This is a genomic window from Shewanella subflava (genome assembly GCF_025971955.1).
Lineage (GTDB): Bacteria > Pseudomonadota > Gammaproteobacteria > Enterobacterales > Shewanellaceae > Shewanella > Shewanella subflava.
In genome coordinates this window covers 87355-107785 of the sequence record NZ_JAPDMX010000028.1, presented here as the reverse complement: position 1 = coordinate 107785, position 20431 = coordinate 87355, and the positions used below count along the sequence as shown (strand labels likewise).

The 20431-nt window shown below is 41.9% G+C and carries 21 protein-coding genes; 11 read left to right on the top strand and 10 right to left on the bottom strand.

Features of this window, described 5'->3' with window-relative positions; all coding sequences use genetic code 11:
* Positions 1-36 precede the first annotated feature (36 nt).
* From glnD to OHT75_RS12165, 3 genes are all read left to right on the top strand, one after another.
* Positions 37-2685 (top strand): [protein-PII] uridylyltransferase, encoded by a 2649-nt coding sequence (gene glnD, locus OHT75_RS12175; protein WP_264726972.1) that lies wholly within the window; start codon positions 37-39, stop codon positions 2683-2685.
* A gap of 307 nt (positions 2686-2992) precedes the next feature.
* Entirely contained in the window at positions 2993-3493 is a 501-nt protein-coding gene (locus OHT75_RS12170) for a YcxB family protein (RefSeq protein WP_264726970.1), read from the top strand.
* A 180-nt stretch (positions 3494-3673) separates the two neighbouring features.
* On the top strand, positions 3674-4030 hold the full coding sequence (locus tag OHT75_RS12165) for a hypothetical protein (RefSeq protein ID WP_264726969.1): 357 nt from the start codon (positions 3674-3676) through the stop codon (positions 4028-4030).
* Positions 4031-4106: 76 nt separating this feature from the next.
* Here OHT75_RS12165 and OHT75_RS12160 read toward each other — a convergent pair whose 3' ends face one another.
* The 6 genes from OHT75_RS12160 to OHT75_RS12135 form a co-directional block, all read right to left on the bottom strand.
* Positions 4107-4916 (bottom strand): CsgG/HfaB family protein, encoded by an 810-nt coding sequence (locus OHT75_RS12160; protein ID WP_264726968.1) that lies wholly within the window; start codon positions 4914-4916, stop codon positions 4107-4109.
* 4 nt (positions 4917-4920) lie between these two features.
* Positions 4921-5322 carry a curli assembly protein CsgF gene (locus OHT75_RS12155; protein WP_406682019.1) on the bottom strand — a complete coding sequence of 134 codons (402 nt, stop codon included), beginning with the start codon at positions 5320-5322 and terminating at the stop codon, positions 4921-4923.
* 9 nt (positions 5323-5331) lie between these two features.
* On the bottom strand, positions 5332-5703 hold the full coding sequence (locus tag OHT75_RS12150; protein WP_264727745.1) for a curli production assembly/transport protein CsgE: 372 nt from the start codon (positions 5701-5703) through the stop codon (positions 5332-5334).
* 273 nt (positions 5704-5976) lie between these two features.
* A complete protein-coding gene (locus OHT75_RS12145) occupies positions 5977-6360 on the bottom strand; it encodes an MAPEG family protein (protein WP_264726967.1) in 384 nt (127 codons plus the stop codon).
* A 215-nt stretch (positions 6361-6575) separates the two neighbouring features.
* Positions 6576-7400, bottom strand: a complete 825-nt coding sequence (locus tag OHT75_RS12140) for a cobalamin-binding protein (protein ID WP_406682028.1) — start codon at positions 7398-7400, stop codon at positions 6576-6578.
* 144 nt (positions 7401-7544) lie between these two features.
* Complete coding sequence (locus OHT75_RS12135) at positions 7545-8561, bottom strand: DUF2235 domain-containing protein (protein ID WP_264726965.1); 1017 nt, start codon at positions 8559-8561, stop codon at positions 7545-7547.
* Positions 8562-8683: 122 nt separating this feature from the next.
* Here OHT75_RS12135 and OHT75_RS12130 point away from each other — a divergent pair, with 122 nt between their 5' ends.
* The 8 genes from OHT75_RS12130 (at position 8684) to OHT75_RS12095 (ending at position 16643) form a co-directional block, all read left to right on the top strand.
* Positions 8684-9226: a hydrolase gene (locus tag OHT75_RS12130; protein WP_264726964.1), complete on the top strand. Its 543-nt coding sequence runs from the start codon at positions 8684-8686 to the stop codon at positions 9224-9226.
* Positions 9227-9282: 56 nt separating this feature from the next.
* Entirely contained in the window at positions 9283-10629 is a 1347-nt protein-coding gene (locus OHT75_RS12125) for an ABC1 kinase family protein (RefSeq protein ID WP_264726963.1), read from the top strand.
* Between the two features lie 71 nt (positions 10630-10700).
* On the top strand, positions 10701-11543 hold the full coding sequence (blaDIM, locus tag OHT75_RS12120; protein ID WP_264726962.1) for a DIM/SIM/IMP family subclass B1 metallo-beta-lactamase: 843 nt from the start codon (positions 10701-10703) through the stop codon (positions 11541-11543).
* Positions 11544-11612: 69 nt separating this feature from the next.
* Positions 11613-11990, top strand: a complete 378-nt coding sequence (locus OHT75_RS12115; RefSeq protein WP_264726961.1) for a VOC family protein — start codon at positions 11613-11615, stop codon at positions 11988-11990.
* Positions 11991-12101: 111 nt separating this feature from the next.
* Entirely contained in the window at positions 12102-12482 is a 381-nt protein-coding gene (locus OHT75_RS12110; RefSeq protein ID WP_264726960.1) for a VOC family protein, read from the top strand.
* A 166-nt stretch (positions 12483-12648) separates the two neighbouring features.
* Positions 12649-14355, top strand: a complete 1707-nt coding sequence (locus tag OHT75_RS12105; RefSeq protein ID WP_264726959.1) for an RluA family pseudouridine synthase — start codon at positions 12649-12651, stop codon at positions 14353-14355.
* A 328-nt stretch (positions 14356-14683) separates the two neighbouring features.
* Positions 14684-15106 carry a DUF4339 domain-containing protein gene (locus tag OHT75_RS12100; protein ID WP_264726958.1) on the top strand — a complete coding sequence of 141 codons (423 nt, stop codon included), beginning with the start codon at positions 14684-14686 and terminating at the stop codon, positions 15104-15106.
* A gap of 61 nt (positions 15107-15167) precedes the next feature.
* The gene (locus OHT75_RS12095; RefSeq protein WP_264726957.1) at positions 15168-16643 is read left to right on the top strand and encodes a DUF4339 domain-containing protein; all 1476 of its coding nucleotides are present in this window, start codon (positions 15168-15170) and stop codon (positions 16641-16643) included.
* Positions 16644-16854: 211 nt separating this feature from the next.
* Here OHT75_RS12095 and cobO read toward each other — a convergent pair whose 3' ends face one another.
* The 4 genes from cobO to OHT75_RS12075 are packed head-to-tail and all read right to left on the bottom strand — an operon-like array spanning position 16855 to position 20424.
* Entirely contained in the window at positions 16855-17481 is a 627-nt protein-coding gene (cobO, locus tag OHT75_RS12090) for a cob(I)yrinic acid a,c-diamide adenosyltransferase (protein WP_264726956.1), read from the bottom strand.
* A complete protein-coding gene (locus OHT75_RS12085) occupies positions 17481-19001 on the bottom strand; it encodes a cobyric acid synthase (RefSeq protein WP_264727744.1) in 1521 nt (506 codons plus the stop codon). Before OHT75_RS12085 ends, cobO begins: the two co-directional genes overlap by 1 nt.
* Before the next feature lie 35 nt (positions 19002-19036).
* Positions 19037-19642 carry a bifunctional adenosylcobinamide kinase/adenosylcobinamide-phosphate guanylyltransferase gene (gene cobU, locus OHT75_RS12080; protein WP_264727742.1) on the bottom strand — a complete coding sequence of 202 codons (606 nt, stop codon included), beginning with the start codon at positions 19640-19642 and terminating at the stop codon, positions 19037-19039.
* A complete protein-coding gene (locus OHT75_RS12075; protein WP_264727740.1) occupies positions 19642-20424 on the bottom strand; it encodes an adenosylcobinamide-GDP ribazoletransferase in 783 nt (260 codons plus the stop codon). The genes cobU and OHT75_RS12075 overlap by 1 nt, the downstream gene beginning before the upstream one ends.
* Between the last annotated feature and the right edge of the window lie 7 nt (positions 20425-20431).

Below are 20431 nucleotides of genomic sequence, written 5' to 3'. Positions count from 1 at the left end.
TTACCCTGTAGGTGGAAAAAACAAACAAGGAGTAACATGGTTTCGCAACCTGCTAGTACAGAATTGCGCTCTGGGATGACAATTAGCGAGCTTAAACAAGCCATTTCATCACTAGATAAATTTTTAGAAGACAATATTCTACATTGCTCGATTAACGAAACGCTGACCAATCGCGCGAACTTTTTTGACCAATTGCTCAGCCTACTTTGGCAACACCATCAATTTGATAGCGATTCTATCTCACTGAATGCCGTTGGCGGTTATGGCCGTCAAACCTTGCATCCTTTTTCAGATATCGACATTTGTATTATTCACGACGCTCCTTTAAATCAGCAAGACTCAGCAAAAGTCAGTGCGTTTTTAACCCAGCTATGGGATTTAAATTTAGACTTAGGCCACGGTGTTCGCTCACTGCAAGACACTTATCAAAGTTGCCGCGATGATGTCACAATTGCCACCAGCCTGTTAGAAATTAGACATGTTATTGGTAAAGAAGATCATGCGAATAAGGTGCTAAAAGCCTTGTACAGTGATGAGTTATGGCGCAGCGATACCTTCTTTGAAGCTAAGTTAGCAGAACAACAGCAGCGCCACGCTAAAGCACAAGGCACGGCATACAGTATTGAGCCTAATTTAAAAACCAGCCCTGGTGGTATGCGTGATTTACAAACCTTAACCTGGGTTGCACGCAAACACTTTGGCGTGGCAGATATGCTGACCTTAAGACGTCGCGGCTTTTTTACCAACGACGAATACGCCGAATTAATGGAGTGCCAAAACTTTCTATTTAGGGTGCGCTTTGCGTTACATCAAGCCGCCGCCCGTCCTGAAAACCGCTTACTACTTCAATACCAAGCTGAAGTCGCTAAGCTTATGGGGTTTGGTGAAGGCAGTTCATTAGGCGAAGGTGGCAATATTGCCATTGAAAAAATGATGCGCCAAATCTTCCGCGCAATGAAAAGGATACGTGAATTAAACCAACTGCTAATGGCTTATTTTTCCCGAGAAATAGCACCTAATACGCCCTCTCACGTTATCCCAATTAATGATAAATTTGAAATCGTTGACCAACATATTCATGTACGCGATGAAGATGTATTTATTGACCGTACACAAATTATGGCGCTGTTTTTACTGATTGCCACACACCATGACCAAATTACAGGCATCAGTCCTGAAACGCTAAGGTTACTCCGTCAAGTGCGACGACGTTTAATGGGCGATCTGCAGGATTTTCAAGTTTGCCGACAAACCTTTAAGCAAATTTTTAATCACCCTGAGGGCATGGGCCTAGCAATCACCCTTATGCATCAACATGGTATTTTGGCATCATACTTACCACAATGGCGTGAAGTGGTAGGTCAGATGCAATTTGACCTGTTTCACGCCTATACCGTGGATGAACATACCCATAAAGTGCTTAAAAATATTTATCGCTATGGCACAGATATTCAAAACGGCACTATCGACAAAGACAGGCAATTAGCTGCCGATATTTATGACAAAATGCCGAATAAATCCTCACTGCTTTTTGCGGCTTTATTCCATGATTTAGCCAAAGGGCGTGGCGGTGACCACAGTGAATTAGGTGCGGTAGATGCACGTTTATTTGCGAAGTTTCATGGGCTAAAACTGTCTCAAGAACGGTTAATTTGTTGGTTAGTAGAAAACCATCTCCTAATGTCGATTACATCCCAACGCATGGATATTCATGATCCAGATGTGGTTAATCGCTTTGCCAAAGCCGTTGGCAGTCAAACGCGTCTTGATGCGCTGTATTGCTTAACCATTGCCGATATTCAAGCGACCAATGATGACTTATGGAACAACTGGAAAGCCGCACTGTTAAAAGAATTATATTTTTCAACCCGTAAAGCACTTCACAATGGCTTTGAAAATGTGCAACAGTTACGAGCAATTGTGCGCGATCATAAACAAGATGCACTGCAAATCCTGCTGGCAGATGATGCAGATATTGACACTGTTAAAGCGCTATGGAAGCGTTTACCATTGGCATTTTTTAGTCATGCTGAAGCCAATAATATTGCGCGCTACAGTAAAGCCTTAATTAAGCATCAATTACAACCTGACTACGATAGCCAGTTCGAAACCTTGATACTAATCGATAATGTGACCGTGAAAGGCTGTAGTGATGTGTTTGTTTACAGTAAAGACAGACCAGGGCTGTTTGTTAAATTATTCAATGCCCTCGCCACTTTAAAAATCTCGGTAAAACAAGCACAAATATCGAAAACCAAAGATGGCTATGTGGTTGAGTCATTTAAGGTCTTAGATTTTGATGATATGCCTATTTTTAGCGAGACTCGTCGTAATCAGGTGCTGCAGAAACTCTATCGAGTGCTTGACCATGATGCAAAACTGCCGAAAATTCGTCAGCCACGTACTCACAAAAGTTTCGAAAATCAGCTAAGTATTGCGTTTTTATATTCTCGCCAGTCGACACGTACCGTACTTAACGTGTCTGCATTAGATACCAGTGAGTTTATGGAACAAATATCCAGTGCATTTAGAAAACAGGAACTGACCATTCACAGTGCCAATATCAGCACTGTGGGTGAAAGAGCAGATAATGTCTTCTTGCTGTCAAATGCACAAGGTCAAAGGCTAGACCAGAATGAGCGCCAACAATTAACTGAATTGCTTAACCAAACAGTGGGCGACTAGCAACCTGATACCATCTGATTAACGCTGATAATTTCTGCACATTATCGGCGTTTTTATTTATCCGTGAGTAGCCATTCAAATCAGTTGTGAGATAATAGGCGCCAATATAATACCAATCACTGTCAATAAGTGATCAGATATAACGAAGAAAAATACAGCATAACAAGGTAAGTTTTTATGATAAGCAGTTGTTATACATTCTAAAAATTTAACGCCGTTAATGCATGTTTTCACCCGCTAGAATAAACAGTAATTTATTACGATTGGTATACCCCCAAAGTTCACCCTAAAAGAGCTATCCATACCTATGACAAAGCCATTCTCGTTCAACCATGAATTTACCCTTGATAAAAGCTACTTTGCCGAAACCTATGATGCTTCTATCGATCCTCAAATTAAAGGGAAAGACTTTATAAAAACGGCCATTTTTGCTGTTATTGGTTTCGGTATTCTACTGTCAACCAATCTTGGTAATCATGAGCTTGCCCATAAAAACACTTACTATTTAGGTTATTTTTTCATTGGATTAAGTGTCGTAGAGGCACTGAGTATTAAGTTTAAACGCACTTGGTGGTTATGGCGTCAAATGATGAGCAAAGCGGCTAACAACAATGCCTCGTTGACATTAAATGAACAAGGGATATTAATCGAGTCGGTTTATGTTAATCAAACCACCTTATGGACAGACGTGTACCGTATTAGTGAAATGGATACTGGCTTTATGATCACCCTAGCAAACAGTAAAAGTTACTTAAGTAAACGGGGATTATCTGAAGAGGCGATCGCTTTCATTCGCACAAAAATATAAACCTCACCATAAAATAAAACTCTTACGCTGCAAGGTATAGTTAATTTGTTGAAGTTAGATTAATATTTGGTTAACAGCATTCAGTATCATGAACTGCCCAAAGTACATGCTTTGGCACGACTGGTACTGATAAGTCACACCATAATAATGATAAAGTGCTATCGAAAATAGGATATTAAAATGAAATACCCTGCTATTAGCTTATTATGCTCCACTGTCGTGTTATTTTCGGCTGCTGTTAACGCTCAGCCCCAGGCACAACTAAAAGATGTTATTTCGCTGAAAGCCGCCTGTGCAGAAATTGCTCAAGAAGATGCTTTACCCGAAAATGAAATTCCCTCTTTTTTACTCGATTGTGTCAATGACCAACTGAATGAGCGCGGTTATGAGAGAGTTGAATATTTAGACGGTGTCACGCCAAATGATAACGTCGCAATCGATACAGATAATGAATCAACTGACACATCAGAAAATCAAAAGTCCTTGGTTGAAGCCTTGTCTGAAGAAGACACGTCGCCGGAAGAAGTTAACCAGTAATACAACATAACACCTACGGTTTAAGTAGGTGTTATATATTTTACAGTTAATCATGGTTAAAAATTACCGTTAACAATCAACTGGTCTCAATACTTGTCATGCTCGCTTGCTTATCTTCAACAGCTTGCCAATAACCTTGTTTAATCCCCTTTTCAATCATTTCAGCTACCGCTAACTCAATCGCTTGTAATACACAAAACTGCACAGGCTCATTGGTCGTAAAACCTACTTCCGCCTCTGCTAAACGATTCAAACTGGTAAAACGGAATAATCCAGCGCGCATCTCTTGTGATAACACACGCTTAGTCGTCGATACCGACATCATTACTTTACCTGTGTGCACATCTACAGCACGTAAATAAATGGTAACCTGATCTTCACGGTACATTTCTGATGCCCCAATGCCATAATACTCAACTCCCGCACCACCGGTACTGGTATTGGTTTCATAGCTAATTATCCCACCCTCTAACAATAAACGAGCATTAGATAAACTCGGAACATCATCATCCTTTGCTCCCTGCTTTTTACTGATTTTACGCTCTGTTAATAGATTTTGCAGGCCCTCACGCTCGACTGGGGTAAACCACTTAGAATCTAACAGGGTTTGGATCAACATTGATGTTGCCCCTTGAGTCACCGCTGTTGAAAATGAACTCACGTTTGCTTGAGGTTTATATTGACCAGTTTGATCTCTAAAAGAGTACACAGCAACAGGGATAGGATATTTAGGCCCTGATTGTGCTTGAAGAGCCAGCATAGTTTCACTTGTTGGGTTAACTTGCGCAGCGGTTAAATTAAGCTCGGGTTTAGGGATCAAACTGCAACCAGACAATAATCCTAATAAACCAAATAGAGCAATTGATTGGGAGAATAATTTTTTCATTCAATTACACCCCATAAGTTGGCATTTCAATAACGGTGACATCACCCGAAAGCAAGTTTGTGATAGTTAACATCACGCCATTGCCCGTAGAAACCACCTCAATACGAAAATCACCCGTATCATATACACCATCGGTGATTTCACCATCTGCTACGCCGCGTGTAATGGTATTTATAATGTTTCTTTCTAATGACTCTTTAAACCGTGTCACAAAATCTTTTTCATTTGTGGGAGATTGATTATCATTCTGCGCGTTGGCTTTATTAAGTAAAAAAGATCCATTTAAAGCAGAACCGCCAAAACTGGGATTAACCGGGGTATAGACTAATTCAGTCGACGCCACTCCAGTTACAAAAAAAGCACTCATGCAGAGTGTATAAAATGGTTTTAACATCCTGTTTTTCATTTTTTTATCCTAAAATCCGTCTGATGAATCTGCAAAACCCGTTGTTAGTGAATTTGCTTTTATTTGAGCAATGTAATCAATGGTAATTAATACCGCTTGCTCTGCCCGCTCTTTAATCGGCATTGCACGTCGCCCAAAATGAGTGCGGTATATTTGCGTACCATTGACTTCTAGCGTTAATAAGGTACCCGCTTGCGGGTAAACGGTTTCGTAAAGGGTAACATTGAAGCCTTGGGTAAAGGGAAGGTCGCGCCAGTAGCCAGAGTAATAGAAGCCAAAGTCTTTACCAAAACGTGTTAACGTTCTATCAATTACTAAGCCGCTAATTTCAATATCAGTCTCTTGAGCTAACGCTTTAGAAGGTAGGCCTATTACCGTCATTAAACTCAACAATAAACTGCCCACTAGGCATTGTAGGTTTAATGTATAAACGTCGCGACGCTTTCCTGTCATTGATGGGTAATCCTTCCCCTAAGTATAGAAAGGTAACATTAACAACATCACCCCAGTTACGTCATCCTTCAATGGGTAAATTCCGCTTAAATTAGCCCGTTTGTCTAGGTCTAAAGTAGTAAATTAGTACTTTTGGGTAGGCTAGAAATTGCAAAAGCAGCCCTGAGGCTGCTTTAGAATAAAACATACAAATTTATATCCTTACAGTGCCTGCACAAAAATACCAATAGATGCTCCTATTGCCACAAACCAAGATAATGACCGTAAAGTACCGTAATTTAATAAATATAAAACGTGGTAAACCACTCGGGCGATAACATGGATAATGGCTAACGTGCCGCAGGTTTCGTTAACCGTGTCGGTCGCCATCACCGTTAATACCGCAAGGCCAAATATAAGCAATGACTCGAACGCATTTTGATGCCCTGCTAACGCTCTTGCCCCAAATCCAGTCAGTTTCGCTTGTTGGGCTCGTGGATGGGCATTGTCGTAGCCACCTAATTTTGCCATCGCCACAGCAACTGGGATTTTGGCCAGATAGGGTAATAGCATCGCGATAAATAAACAGGTGATTAAAATATTCATTTTCATTCCTTGTTGTTATGTTTGTTTGATGAAGGCAATTCAATATATCAAGGCGAACTGTTCTTTGCTTAGGCTAGTTCACCAATTGATAAAATAATTAATAATATCAATTATATAAATAATACAACCTCAGCCTATCTTATCCAGTCGCGAACAAATCACCTGCGCATCTGCAAAGCCACTTTGACAAATCTTCGACCAGCATTAAAGGTATGCTAAATGCTGGGCTGACGAGCCCTATCTAAGGCTTCACATAACGCTGTCACCCCTAATAATGCTCTGGGTGAAGCCCGGTGCAGTAAGTCTGCATTAAGTTGATAAATATGCTTATTTTTTACCGCAGGTAACTCTGGCCATGCCGACCAATCAACCCCTAAAATATTACCCTCATCCTGACTTTGTAATATCACTTGCGCTTGGGTTAGCAATACATTCTCAATACTAATTTGTGGATACTCACTGGCGGCATCATAAAACACGTTATCGCCATGACATGCTGCAATACTTTGCTGTATCCAGCTGCCTTTCGCCACTGTCATTAAAGGCGTTGACCAGAGTTGATAAAACACTTTAACAGATGGTTTACGGCTATTGTGTTGACGAATATCAGTTAATTGCGTCCGATAGTCTGCGGCAACTTGATAAGCCTGTGTTTGCAAACCTGTTAGCTCTCCTAACTGCTCCAATTCACTCGCTACATCATCTAATGACTTAGGATCGCTATTAAACACCTTAAAACCTAATTGCTTAATATGATTAATGTCTTCGAGTTTATTGCCACTTTGCCACACCACGACTAAATCTGGATTTAACTCAATAATACGCTCAATTTGAATACCGTAATATCCGCCGATGCGTGGGATAGATTTTGCCGCTTCAGGGTAATCAGCATGATCTGTGGTAGCGACAATCATATCGCCAGCGCCAATTGCAAATAGCATTTCTACCCCGTGGGGCGACAATGCCACAATCCGTTTTACTGTATGGCTAGCATTTAACGGATAATCAGCCGCTAAAACGGTACCGCCCACAAAGGCCATAAACAACATAACCATTTTGATTAATTGGTTAACAATACACTGTGGCAAATGAAAATCCTTATCATAAAAATGAACATGATGGAAAAGCAAAAACACTGCTAGATATTACACATACTGCTGATTTGCAGCGCTAAACAAACGCCCTCACCACCCCTGCAACTTAGCTAGGTCAATGAGATTTTCTGGACGATATTGATCATCTTGCTGCCAACGCTGTTTCACTGAATCATGCACTTTAATCGTGTCCCCCATTTCGATTGGGCGTAACGACTTTTGCTTTAATCGATAAAACTTACGCCTAGAATTAGTTATCTTGGCTAACGGATTAAGCACAATACCATTCAATAAATGATTTTCAATGTTTAACCCACTTAACTGCGCTTGTTGCATCATCCACTGTAATGAAATATCTGACAAGGCACTGCCATCGGCATCTGGAGGGTAACTGCCCCCCACATTACAGTGAGCACCGGCAAACCACATTTGTTCTATACTCACGCTATCTTTTGGTGACCATATGGTAGGCTCAAAGTCTTCGAGGTGTTCATCAATAGCCAAAGCATGCCGTGCCACTTTGACATTGCCACCAATTTTGGTGTCATAAAACTCATCTTTGTCTTCAAACAAGCCTAAAAATGAAAATGGGATCCCCATGGCACCTACCGTGTCCCAAACACCAATAAAGGCGACGTCTCTTGAGGGGTGCGAATATTGCTCTCTAAAGGTAATTGATTTACAGCCATCAGGAGCGTATTTATCATCTTGGATTTTGTAATGATCAAATGCCTTCTGAATGAATTTTGCTTCGGGACGTTTAATAATGCCGCAATTATTTATCAAACCAGATAAACAGCGCACCGTATAAGCCCCGCGGCTAAAACCGAACAGCCAGATCTCATCACCTGGTGAATAATTTTGCACAATGTAACGATATCCATCGACAATGTTTTTATGTAATCCGCGTCCCGTTGCTCCGCCAATCAAGGCGTCATGATATGAACCAATTCCCCAATCATAAAATACCTGCTGCGGCTTACCATCATCTGCAATCGGCTGAATAGCACGGGCCAATTTTAGCACATTGGTGGCATAGTCCTTTGCTACATCAAGCTCAGGGCGATTCCAAGTGCCGTCGGCACAAACGATAATTCTCTTATTCATGGTTATAAATCCTTTTAATCGTTGCGCTATAGACTAAGGCCCTATTGGAAACTTGTCTAAAAAACATCTACTGTCATAGTAATTATTTCACTCTTACCACTGACACTAAAGCGAGTCCGAAGATGATAAACCCAGCTGATTGCATACTAATGGTCGTTGATGTTCAAGGTAAGCTTGCACAAGTGATGCAGCATTCTAGCCAATTACATCATCAAATATCGACCCTGATTAAAGGCACTTCACTGTTTGATATACCGATCATTTGGCTGGAGCAATTGCCTGACAAACTCGGGACAACATCAGCGGAACTGGCTGAAATACTGGCCCCTATTTGCCAGCCGATTGCCAAACAGCACTTCAGCGGGTGGCAATCGGCACAAGTACAAACCCTGCTCGCTAAAAAAGGCCGTAAACAGATTATTTTATGTGGAATTGAAACCCATGTCTGCGTTTATCAAACCTGTAAAGATTTGCTACAACATGATTTTTCTGTCCACATCGTCGCAGATGCAATGTCTTCGCGCTCAATCGATAACAAGGTTTTAGGCATTCAAATGATGCTAAACCTTGGTGCACAACTTACCAATGTCGAGTCGTTGTTATTTGAACTGCAACATCAGGCTGAAGGTGACCGATTTAAAGCACTATTAAAATTGATTAAATGATCTTTTCACGCTAATCGGCGTATCATCATTTATGTTTGTGACCCTGATAGGTTGGTATGAATAAACAATCCGATCCGCTAAAGGCAGCTAGAATCCCTAGTAGCCGTTTTTCACGCTTTTCTGCCTTTGGTGGATTAGCCACTCGCCTTGCCGGGAATGTGATTAAAGAAGGGGTCAAGCAATACAGTCAAGGACAATCACCTAAACTGCAACAACTAATCATGACCCCAACCAATATTGGCCATGTCGCCGACAAATTGGCACAGCTTCGTGGCGCGGCAATGAAAGTCGGTCAAATGTTGTCTATGGATGCTGGGGAGTTATTACCGCCAGAGTTATCAGATGTTTTAGCAAGATTACGCTCTGAAGCTAATTTTATGCCCCATAAGCAACTTGTTGGGGTGTTAAAACGCCATTGGGGCGAGCACTGGCTTGATGCATTTGGTCAATTCGAACTGCGCCCATTTGCTGCAGCCTCTATTGGTCAAGTGCATTTAGCCTATTTAGCCACTGGTGAAAAGCTTGCCGTTAAAATTCAGTATCCAGGAATTAAAGACAGTATCGACAGCGACATAGATAACGTAGCAACAATGTTAAAAATGTCGGGCCTAATTCCGGATAACGTCAAGCTTGACCAACTCCTGCTAGAGGCCAAACAGCAATTGCACCATGAGGCGGATTACATTCACGAAGCCGCCTTGTTGAATCAATATCAGCATTGGGTTGAACAACAAAATCACTTTGTGGTGCCTAAGGTATATCCGCAGTTAAGTAATGACAGCATCTTGTGCATGGAGTTTGTTGAAGGGACGCCGATAGAATCGGTGATGTCACTCGATCAAGCCACCCGAAATAATATTGCCAGCCGCTTATTACAACTGTTTTTAGATGAGTTGTTTACCTTTAAATTGGTGCAAACCGATCCTAATTTTGGCAATTTTCAATACCAAGCTGATACAGGAAAAATTGTCCTGTTAGATTTTGGTGCAACCCGCGCGATTCCAGAACATTTATCTAATGGATACAAGCAATTAATGGAAGGTGCTATCACCAGTGATTATGAGGTCATTTCTCGCGCAGCATCTGACATTGGCTTTTTTCAAGATAATATTACTCACCATCAACAACAGCAAATTGTGAATATATTTCACCAAGCCTGTGAACCACTGCGTTGCGATGGCGAGTATGATTTTGCACAAAGTCAGCTGGCTAAACGTATTACTGACGCTGCAAAAGTTATGAGCACCCAACAGGATCAATGGCACACGCCTCCGATGGATGCGATTTTTATTCATCGAAAATTAGCAGGTATTTATCTATTAGCCGCCAAAATTAAAGCCAAGGTGAATGTCAGAGCATTATTTTCTGTTCATCAGGCTAGCGATGATGCAAGAAAAGCGTAACATATTCTGTCTATTCAGCGGGTAGTGACAACAGCGGCATTACCCACTCATCAGCATCATCTGGGATCATTATGAATACTGCGTTATCAATCAGCCTAAAAAGCTTATGTTTGTTGGGATTATTAATAAACCATGCTAGCCAAGCTGATCCTGCCACTCTCAACACTGATAAAATCTCGCTATCAATACCCATAACCGGCTCTGTAACCCCAACAGCCACCGGCAGTGATCTTTCTCGCGACACAAATCAACAGCTTATTGTGACTCAAATTGCCGAGGGCGTTTATCAGCACAGTTCGTTTTTGAATGTCACCAATTTTGGTTTGGTTGACGCCAATGGCCTAATCGTTGTGCAAAATAAGCAGGCGTATATTATTGATACCCCATGGACAGATAACGACACAGCAACATTACTTGAATGGATAAAACAACAAGGCTTTACCGCGGTAGCCAGCATTTCAACCCATTCACATCAAGACCGCGCTGGCGGTATTGGCTATTTAAACAGCCAAGGCATTAACACCATAGTGTCTGAAAACACCCAAACCATTTTAGCTGAGACAGACAAACCCCAAGCACAAAACACATTTAAAGGTCAGCATTATAGTATGCAAACCGATCTTATCGAGGTGTATGACATGGGCGCAGGCCACACCAAAGATAACCTCATCGTCTGGTTACCCAAGCAGAAAATATTGTTTGGTGGCTGCCTGATTAAGTCGCTGAGCTCAAATAGCATGGGATACATAGCAGAAGCCGATATACAAGCTTGGCCATTGACCATCAAAAAAATAATCCAAGAATTTCCGCATATTAACCAAGTGATTCCTGGCCATGGTGCAAAAGGTGATACCAGATTACTTAATCACACAATCAGCCTAATCCAACAATATCATAGCCAGCAACCACAATAAGTTTGTTCGATATTGCGGTGTAAAATTAATAAAAACCACTCGATAAGAGTTCTTACAAGGAGAGTCACCATGTTTAGTCACGTTATGATCGGTGTTAATGATATACAAAAGTCGAAAAAGTTTTACGATGCAATATTAGGCGAATTAGGTCATGCACCGGGCACTATCGATGAGAAAGGTCGCTGTTTCTACTTTACACCAACGGGTATTTTTGCCTTAACTAAACCCATTAATGGCGAACCTGCTACCCACGGTAATGGCACAACGATAGGTTTTGCCGCAGCAACACCTGAATTGGCCAATGCTTGGGAAGCCGCAGGAGTAAAAAATGGCGGCACCGCCTGTGAAGATGCCCCCGGTATTCGTCAAGGACCGGGCTTTCAGCTATACCTAGCCTATTTACGTGACCCTGATGGAAATAAACTGTGCGCGTTGCACAGAGTATAAAAGCGACCTAACCACATTGTGCTTTACTCATCAGGCACTGCAGAGTAAAGCACAGTGATTAACACAATCAGTCATTAACCCGCTCCACTAATCGATAAGAAAAAAGCTAAGATGAATTTGAACATTGAAAAAGTTGGCCAAATTGCAATTGCCGTAACAGACATCAATAAATCCGTTGCCTTTTATCAAGATATTCTTGGCTTAAGCTTGTTATTTGAAGTGCCTTCGGGATTAGCTTTTTTTAACTGTGGTGATACAAGAATAATGCTCACCACCTTACAGGGGAAAAGTGAAGACCATAAAACCTCAGTGATTTATTATCAGGTATCAGATATTCACCACGCCACAAAACACCTAAAAGCTAAAGGTGTGACCTTTGAGCGCGAGCCTCAATTAGCCGCTAAAATGACCGACCATCATTTATGGATTGGTTTTCTTCGCGACCCAGATAACAACTTAATCGGCTTAATGGCTGAGCTCCCATTGGAATAAATCCATCCTCTATTGTGCGCCATCTATAATGGGTATTGCACCCATGCTACTTAATGTAGCAATTGATGATGTCCCATCGCCCCCATAAATCACCCGTTAGTGGTGCATCCGCTTCACCAACAAGGTAAAATACCCGTCCTTTTTATACTGTGAGTGGCCTTTTACCATGTCTGTTATCGACCCCTGCTTTATTCAATTCAATGACAGCATTGCCCAACACAGTTTACCAACCTCTTTTACGTTTCCGTTTTACTACCAACCACACCCAGTATGTTTACAAGCTGCACATCAACTTCAGCAAGACTGGTTAATCAAAAATCCCTGGCAGCATAACTTTGGTTTAGACCCTGAAAATGATCGCGGTATGGTCATTGGTAAAATGTTTGGAGTGTTGGTGGTAAAAGATCAACAGGGAAAAGTGGGGTTTTTAGCCGCATTTTCAGGCAAGCTTGCCGATCAAAATATTCTGCCACCTTTTGTGCCACCGGTTTTTGATATGCTGACTAAAGACAGTTTCTTTAGCGAAGAAAACAAACAGATTAATGAAATTAACCAGTTAATTATTCAGCATGAAGCTAAACCTGAATTGGCATTTTTACATAGCTTGCTCGATCGGCAACAGCAGCAAGCCGAGACGGAATTAACTTTGTTACGCTCAAACATAATCGACAACCGTAAACAGCGAAAAAGTCAACGTGAGCAAGCCGATATAGATTTAGCTCAGGGAAAGCTAAGCCCTGAAGCATATAAAACCCTGTCAATTGAACTAAGCCGTCAAAGTGTGCAGCAAAAACAGCAATTGTCCGAGTTAAAACAACACTGGGCAGACAAAGTTGAGCTCACCCAAAAACAAGTCGATACGCACCAGTATCAGATTAAACAACTTAAAAAACGCCGTAAGCAACTGTCTAATCAATTACAAAAAAAGCTATTTAATCAATATCAGTTTTTAAATATTTCCGGGCTCACCCGAGACTTAAATAGCCTATTTATTGAAACGCCAAATCATTTATCCCCCGCAGGAGCTGGAGAGTGTGCAGCGCCAAAATTATTGCAATATGCTTTTAAACAGCAATTAACGCCAATCGCCATGGCCGAGTTTTGGTGGGGGCAATCACCCAAATCAGAAATTAAACAACATCAAAATTATTACCCTGCTTGTCACAGCAAATGTCGGCCTATTTTGGGGCATATGCTAACCGATATGCAGGTCGATCCTGATCCATTACTCGTCAATACTGCTCAAGATAAACACATTGACATTATTTATCAGGATGCTGATTTTGCGATTATTAATAAGCCTGCTGAAATGCTGTCAGTCGCAGGGAAAAATGTCACCGACTCGGTACAAACCCGCATGCAACAACGCTTCCCACACGCGACTGGGCCTTTGATCGTGCATCGCCTTGATATGTCGACATCAGGACTGATGGTGATCGCATTAACAAAAGAGGCTAACAAAGCCTTACAACAGCAATTTATCAATCGCACTGTGACAAAACGCTATATCGCCTTAGTAGAAGGTCAGCCTAGCCAAAAACAAGGTAGCATCACTTTACCCTTGCGCGTCGACTTAAATGATCGCCCCAAACAATTAGTGTGTTATGAGCATGGGAAAAATGCCGAAACATTCTGGGAAGTTTATAAAAACAAAGGTGAAACCACCCTACTTCACCTCTACCCTAAAACCGGCCGCACCCATCAACTTAGGGTACATTGTGCCCATCATTTAGGTTTAGGTTTACCAATAGTGGGTGATGATTTGTACGGTCAGCAAGCCAATCGATTACACCTACATGCTGCATATATTGGTTTTAACCACCCCTCTTCAGGTCAGTGGGTTGAGTTTACTGCTCTAGCGGATTTTGAATAAGCAACCTCCGCTAGGGATAATAAACGCTGCCTATCCAATTCGACCAAAAATCAAGCGAACCTTATATTGATATCAGAGAGTTAAATTCAGCTGATCATTTGAAAAAAAGCGATCATTCAAAAGGGTGGTCATGTAAAAAAATATAGGTTAATGTAAGCAACTCTTTATATTTCAATCGCCACACCAATGTTTTTTATGCTTCAAAAACCAACAAAAAAATAGCGTAATTGGAATTTAAAACACCTTGAGTACAGTAACAAAAAACAAGCTACACCCCTGATTAATATATCATTATAACTTAAACACTATTAAGGATAAGAGTGGAACTATGAAAGAGTGGTATTTCTCAAATAATGGTGAAGTGAGTGGACCATTAGGTCTGGCAGCATCCAACAAATTTATCGAAAAAAACCCGCACACCTATGCTTGGCATCCATCTTATGCCCAATGGCTCCCCGTAAGCCATATTGATGAGTTTGATATTGTTATCACTCCCCCGCCACCACCCCAAGCTATCCCTAAAAAACTGATTGAACGTTTTATTGCTAAAGAAAAAGAGCTTAATACTGAGTTAAGCCGCATTGAAACCACTTTAAAGGCAATTTCGACCTCTTTTGCTGATTTTGATCGCGATACCAATAAAACCAAAACGGTCACACAAAACTTAAATCAAGAAGTTAAAGCAACAATTCGCAGCGTCAACGAACAATATGAAGCTTTGCAACGCAAGTTGGCTGGTGTGGCAAGTTAATGTTGTTGATCTGATTACGATCACAATCACTGTTGATAACGACTAAATAAGAATGATAACTATGAAGAAATGGTTTTTTTCACATGATGGCAATGTTACAGGGCCATTAACTCAAAGTGAGGCAATTTCGTTTTTACAGAACGAACCTAACTGCTATGGCTGGCATCCTTCATTCACACAATGGCTACCTGTAAGTCATATCGGTGAGTTTGCGGGAATTGTTCCCCCACCCACCTCACCAGCTCAAATTCCGACAGAATTGATTAATGAGTTCAATACAAAACGTCATCTACTACAAGACAAAATCAATGAAATGGATGAGTCTGTTAAGTATTCTAAAACTTATCTTTATGAGCTAGAACAAGAAATTAACATCTACAAACGCTTAACTAGCAAGCTCAGTGATGATGTTAAAAACAACATCAAAACAATTGAAAAAAAGTATGAAGGGTATCAAAAAGTATTAGAAGAATTGGTTAATGCCGTTAGCATTGCTAAATCTGAAATCACTGAGGTCACAAGCGAGTTTGATAAACGTGTTGCAGAACGAACTGCAGACCAAGCATTGGTTCCAACGCCTCCACAAGCGATCCGAGAAACCGAGCAAAGCTTTAATTTGGACGAGCTTCTGACTCAAACTGCATCAGTCCCCGTGGCAGCTAAATCTGGCTCCGAATCCATTCCAGAGTTATTACCCGCTTCCCTAGCCCCTATGGTAACAAAGTCAGAGTGTGAACCATTAATCGCTTCTTTAGACCCTTTGGCAACAAAATCAGTGTCTGAGCCATTAATCGCTTCTTTAGACCCTGTGGCAACAAAATCAGCGTCTGAACCATTAATCGCTTCTTTAGACCCTTTGGCAACAAAATCAGTGTCTGAGCCATTAATCGCTTCTTTAGACCCTATAGCAACAAAATCAGTCTCTTTAGATCCTATCGCAACGCCAAGAGCAACATTAGATCCAATCCCGACCAAATCACTCTCTTTAGATCCGATCGCAGTTAAAGCTACGCCTTTAGATAACGTTGCCGAAATCAGACCCAAAACAGCATCTTTAGATCCACAACCTATACGCCCTTCAGCAAGTTTAGATAACGTTGCCGTACGCTTAAAACCGGGGGAATCGATTGATGACATCGCGCCAAAAAAGTCGCAAGAGAAAATTGATAACATTCAATTTTCTGACAAACTTAAAGACACTATAGAACAAAATCTGGAAAAAGTTTTTGAACAAAGCCCAGCGGTGCCAACTGAAAAAACCAGCAAAGAATCTGATATAAAAAAAACCAACATAGATGCACCCGCTAAGCGACATGGTGTAGCCAGTATCTTGAAGTCAGTGTTCAGAGGCGATAAAAAAGTTGAACCTAAGCAAGAAGTGAAATTGGATTCTCCAGTCACTCTCGCCCACAGTAATGATAACTTCGATGATCACAACGAACATGATGATGACCATGAAGAAAAAAATGGCACCACGGGTGACATATCTGCCACTAAAGAAGGCCGAATGCGTCGTCGCAGCAGAAGACGCCGCTAAGCCATTAGACTAGAAATGAAAGGCCAACTTAATCTAAGTTGGCCTTTTTTTAAACTAGAGTTTGTCAAAAAAATACCACTGGAATCGGAATATGAATTTTCGGCTAACAAATTCTTTTTTAAGTGAAACTGTGGCAGCAAACATTAAATGGGTTAAATTTGTCAAACTATGGGTACATTATGTCAATCTATGGGTTAAAAGAAAAAAATGCTTAATAATCAAACCCTAATTGAGCTTTGACTCCCGCATTAAAAGCGTGTTTTATGGGTTGCACTTCACTCACAGTGTCCGCTAACTCAATGATTTCACGATGACAGGCGCGGCCGGTAATGATCACATGCTGCATTGCGGGTCTGTTTTTTAAAGCCGTTAACACGCGTTCCAATTCGATATAGTGGTAGCTAACCATGTAAGTTAATTCATCTAACAACAATAAGTTAACCGACTCGTCCTGCAATAATTTCTCTGCTTGCTGCCAAGCTTCCATGGCCGCTTTGGTGTCTTTTTCTTTGTCTTGAGTTTCCCAGGTAAACCCTGTACCCATGACATGAAACTCCACCCCTGCACCTTCCAATAAATTACGCTCACCACAAACCCATGTGCCTTTAATAAACTGCACTACAGCCGCTTTTTGACCGTGTCCCACTGCACGGGCAACAGCACCAAAACCAGAGGTTGACTTGCCCTTACCGTTACCGGTTAGCACCAATAAAATACCTTTTTCTTCCTGTGCCGCGGCAATTTTTGCATCCACACCTTGTTTTACTTTCTGTTGGCGCGCTTTATGCCGCTGGGCTTTTTGATCATTTATCTGATTTTCGTCTTTGTTGCTGTCCATTATGAAATCACTCCTATTAACTTGTTTAAATCTAAATGTTCTTCAAGCACATCAGCAAGACGATTCAATTGTTGTTCGCGAATGTGGTTAATGTCGATAGCTTGTGCCTGCTCAAGCCCAGCCCAAGTTAAAAGCAGCTGACACGCAGAAGGGTTATCCAATAAACCATGGATATAAGTGCCTAGAATCAAATTATCTTGGCTGACTTGACCGTCATGTTGTTCCGTTGGCTGCGTCATAGTGATCGGGTGAATTACAGTTGCCGCGGTAAAATTCGATACGCCACAATGAATTTCATAACCACTAAAACTCACCTGTTGGTGATCAAGTTGTAATTGGCCGCTCACCTGAGTCAGCACTTTTTGGGCTGTCAGTTCAGTGGTGATATCCAATAAACCTAACCCTGGGGTATTACCGGCGACATCTTCAATACCGAGGGGGTCGGCAATTATTTGCCCTAGCATTTGATAACCACCACAAATCCCCATCACTTTGCCGCCATAGCGTAAATGCTGAAAAATGGCTTTATCCCACCCCTGTTCACGCATGAAATTAAGATCCGCACGCACATTTTTACTGCCCGGTAAAATGATTAAATCGGCAGAGGGAAAAGATTTATGTTGATCCGCCATACTGACATAACGAAACTCAACTTGAGGATGCAGCCTTAAGGGATCAAAATCGGTATGATTGCTGATCCGCGGAAACACTAATACTAAAACCACCAGCTTTTGTTGTGAAGCCATGCACTGGGCTGAAGAAGGTGACGCAATTAAACTGTCTTCGGCGTCTAAGTGAAGATCGTGCAAATAAGGTAACACGCCCAATACTGGTTTGTGGGTATAGTCTTCAAGCCAATCAATGCCCGATTGCAGTAGGCTGATATCGCCCCTAAACCGATTAATGACAAATCCTTTTACCCTGGCCTGCTCAGTTGGGCTTAATAAAGCCAACGTGCCCACAAGGTGAGCAAATACACCGCCTTTATCAATATCGGCAATAATAATCACCGGACAATCAGCCTCTTCTGCAAACCCCATATTGGCAATATCGCCCTGGCGTAAATTGATCTCAGCGGGACTGCCAGCACCTTCTATCACGACCAAGTCATATTGTTGCTGTAAGCGAGTAAAGGATGCCATAACGGCATCCAGTGCCATGGCCTTATAACCTTGGCTTTTAGGCCCGAAAAAAACTTTGGCCTCAAGGGTGGTTAACGCTTTACCATGAATAATCACCTGCGCCCCTGTGTCCGAACTCGGCTTAAGCAACACAGGATTAAAATCGGTATGGGGTTTAAGGTTGCATGCCACAGCTTGAAGTGCTTGAGCTCTGCCTATTTCGCCGCCATCTTCTGTAACTGCACTGTTCAATGCCATATTTTGCGGTTTAAATGGGGCAACCTTTACGTCATGACGGGCAAAGACACGACATAGACCGGCCACTAAGGTACTTTTGCCCGCATCAGATGTGGTGCCTTGCACCATTAAGCTGCCTTGCAATCGGCTAAGTTGAGTCATTAAAGCGGCGTTTGGTGTTCTAGAGTTATGTATGGTCATGAATTAGGTGCTATTTTTAACCTAAGGGGTAATCCGGCCACAACAAGACTCACCTCATCCGCCAGCGCAGCAATAGCCTGATTTAGCCATCCAGCTTGGTCGACAAATTCTCGACTGAGTTCGCCCATCGGCACAATGCCTGAGCCCACTTCGTTACTCACCAAAACCACATGTGATTTGAGTGTCGGTAATACCGCTAAAAGCTGAGCTTTTTCTGTTTGCCAGTCGACTGAGATGACATCTGTTTCTAAGTGAGGGATTAGGGTTTGTGTTACGCCACCGAAACTGGAGCGCAATAAATGATTGGTTAAATAAAGGGTCAGACAATCAACCAGAATAACTTGATTAGCTTTATCTATTTGGGTTAAACAATCGGCTAGTGCTAATGGCGTTTCTAAGGTTACCCAAGCTAAGGCGCTGGTGTTTCTGTCACTTTGATGACGAGCAATTCTGTTTGCCATCTCGTCATCATTGCCGATAGTTGCCGTGGCAATATACACCGGCGGGCAGACTTGAGGGATTGAGGCTGTCAGTTGGGTTACCCAGTTTTCAGCAAACCGGCTTTTGCCGCTTCTTGCCCCCCCAAGCACTAAATGGATCATTAACTTAATCCAACCACCAATATTACGAGGTAACACACTATTTCGCTGATTTGTTGCGCCGCCCCTAAGGTATCACCAGTATAACCACCAATTTGACGTCTGAATAAGTTGCCTATTAGAAAACGCACACACCAAAGGATAATAAACAAAGCAAAGGCGGCGACACCGTTTAACCACAGTAAAACAAACAAGCCACTGGCTAATAAAATAAACAGATCATTCAATGATTGTTGCTGTGCTAGCGGTTTAGATTTACCGCTGTCATCTCTGACATATTTTTCACTAAAAATCAGACTGGCAGCTAATACACGGCTTAATGTATGCGCGACAACCAGACCACTGATGGCTGCCATTGGGCTGTATAGTGCCAACTCAACCAATAACTGCCACTTTAATAACAAGGCTAAACCAATGGCTAATGCACCGTAACTGCCCAGACGGGAGTCTTTCATAATGCGCAGTTTATCTTCAACGGTCCAGCCGCCGCCAAAGCCATCGGCGGTATCCGCTAAGCCATCTTCATGAAATGCCCCTGTAGCAATAACGCCCGCGACCATAGCAAGCAAAACCGCAATACTGGCAGGCAGAACTAATTGTGCAAGCCAGAAAATCAAGCCACTGAGCAAACCGATAACTAATCCCACGACCCCAAAGTATCGGCTTGATTGATTCAACTTGTCAGCATCAACCACCACCCACGACGGGATCGGAATTCGAGTAAAAAAACTCAATGCCACAAAAAATAAATTTAACTGCCTTAAACCACGGTATAAATTGAACATACTTTCC

Bases quoted from the DNA above. Each gene is read 5' to 3' on its own strand.
- OHT75_RS12105 (WP_264726959.1), top strand. From the start codon at position 12,649: ATGTCTGTTATCGACCCCTGCTTTATTCAATTCAATGACAGCATTGCC.
- OHT75_RS12150 (WP_264727745.1), bottom strand. From the start codon at position 5,703: ATGACGGTAATAGGCCTACCTTCTAAAGCGTTAGCTCAAGAGACTGAT.
- OHT75_RS12140 (WP_406682028.1), bottom strand. From the start codon at position 7,400: ATGGCCTTTGTGGGCGGTACCGTTTTAGCGGCTGATTATCCGTTAAAT.
- OHT75_RS12145 (WP_264726967.1), bottom strand. From the start codon at position 6,360: ATGAATATTTTAATCACCTGTTTATTTATCGCGATGCTATTACCCTAT.
- OHT75_RS12115 (WP_264726961.1), top strand. From the start codon at position 11,613: ATGTTTAGTCACGTTATGATCGGTGTTAATGATATACAAAAGTCGAAA.
- OHT75_RS12110 (WP_264726960.1), top strand. From the start codon at position 12,102: ATGAATTTGAACATTGAAAAAGTTGGCCAAATTGCAATTGCCGTAACA.
- OHT75_RS12165 (WP_264726969.1), top strand. From the start codon at position 3,674: ATGAAATACCCTGCTATTAGCTTATTATGCTCCACTGTCGTGTTATTT.
- glnD (WP_264726972.1), top strand. From the start codon at position 37: ATGGTTTCGCAACCTGCTAGTACAGAATTGCGCTCTGGGATGACAATT.
- cobO (WP_264726956.1), bottom strand. From the start codon at position 17,481: ATGGACAGCAACAAAGACGAAAATCAGATAAATGATCAAAAAGCCCAG.
- OHT75_RS12100 (WP_264726958.1), top strand. From the start codon at position 14,684: ATGAAAGAGTGGTATTTCTCAAATAATGGTGAAGTGAGTGGACCATTA.
- OHT75_RS12135 (WP_264726965.1), bottom strand. From the start codon at position 8,561: ATGAATAAGAGAATTATCGTTTGTGCCGACGGCACTTGGAATCGCCCT.
- OHT75_RS12085 (WP_264727744.1), bottom strand. From the start codon at position 19,001: ATGACTCAACTTAGCCGATTGCAAGGCAGCTTAATGGTGCAAGGCACC.
- cobU (WP_264727742.1), bottom strand. From the start codon at position 19,642: ATGATCCATTTAGTGCTTGGGGGGGCAAGAAGCGGCAAAAGCCGGTTT.
- OHT75_RS12125 (WP_264726963.1), top strand. From the start codon at position 9,283: ATGAATAAACAATCCGATCCGCTAAAGGCAGCTAGAATCCCTAGTAGC.
- blaDIM (WP_264726962.1), top strand. From the start codon at position 10,701: ATGAATACTGCGTTATCAATCAGCCTAAAAAGCTTATGTTTGTTGGGA.
- OHT75_RS12075 (WP_264727740.1), bottom strand. From the start codon at position 20,424: ATGTTCAATTTATACCGTGGTTTAAGGCAGTTAAATTTATTTTTTGTG.
- OHT75_RS12160 (WP_264726968.1), bottom strand. From the start codon at position 4,916: ATGAAAAAATTATTCTCCCAATCAATTGCTCTATTTGGTTTATTAGGA.
- OHT75_RS12095 (WP_264726957.1), top strand. From the start codon at position 15,168: ATGAAGAAATGGTTTTTTTCACATGATGGCAATGTTACAGGGCCATTA.
- OHT75_RS12170 (WP_264726970.1), top strand. From the start codon at position 2,993: ATGACAAAGCCATTCTCGTTCAACCATGAATTTACCCTTGATAAAAGC.
- OHT75_RS12130 (WP_264726964.1), top strand. From the start codon at position 8,684: ATGATAAACCCAGCTGATTGCATACTAATGGTCGTTGATGTTCAAGGT.
- OHT75_RS12155 (WP_406682019.1), bottom strand. From the start codon at position 5,322: ATGAAAAACAGGATGTTAAAACCATTTTATACACTCTGCATGAGTGCT.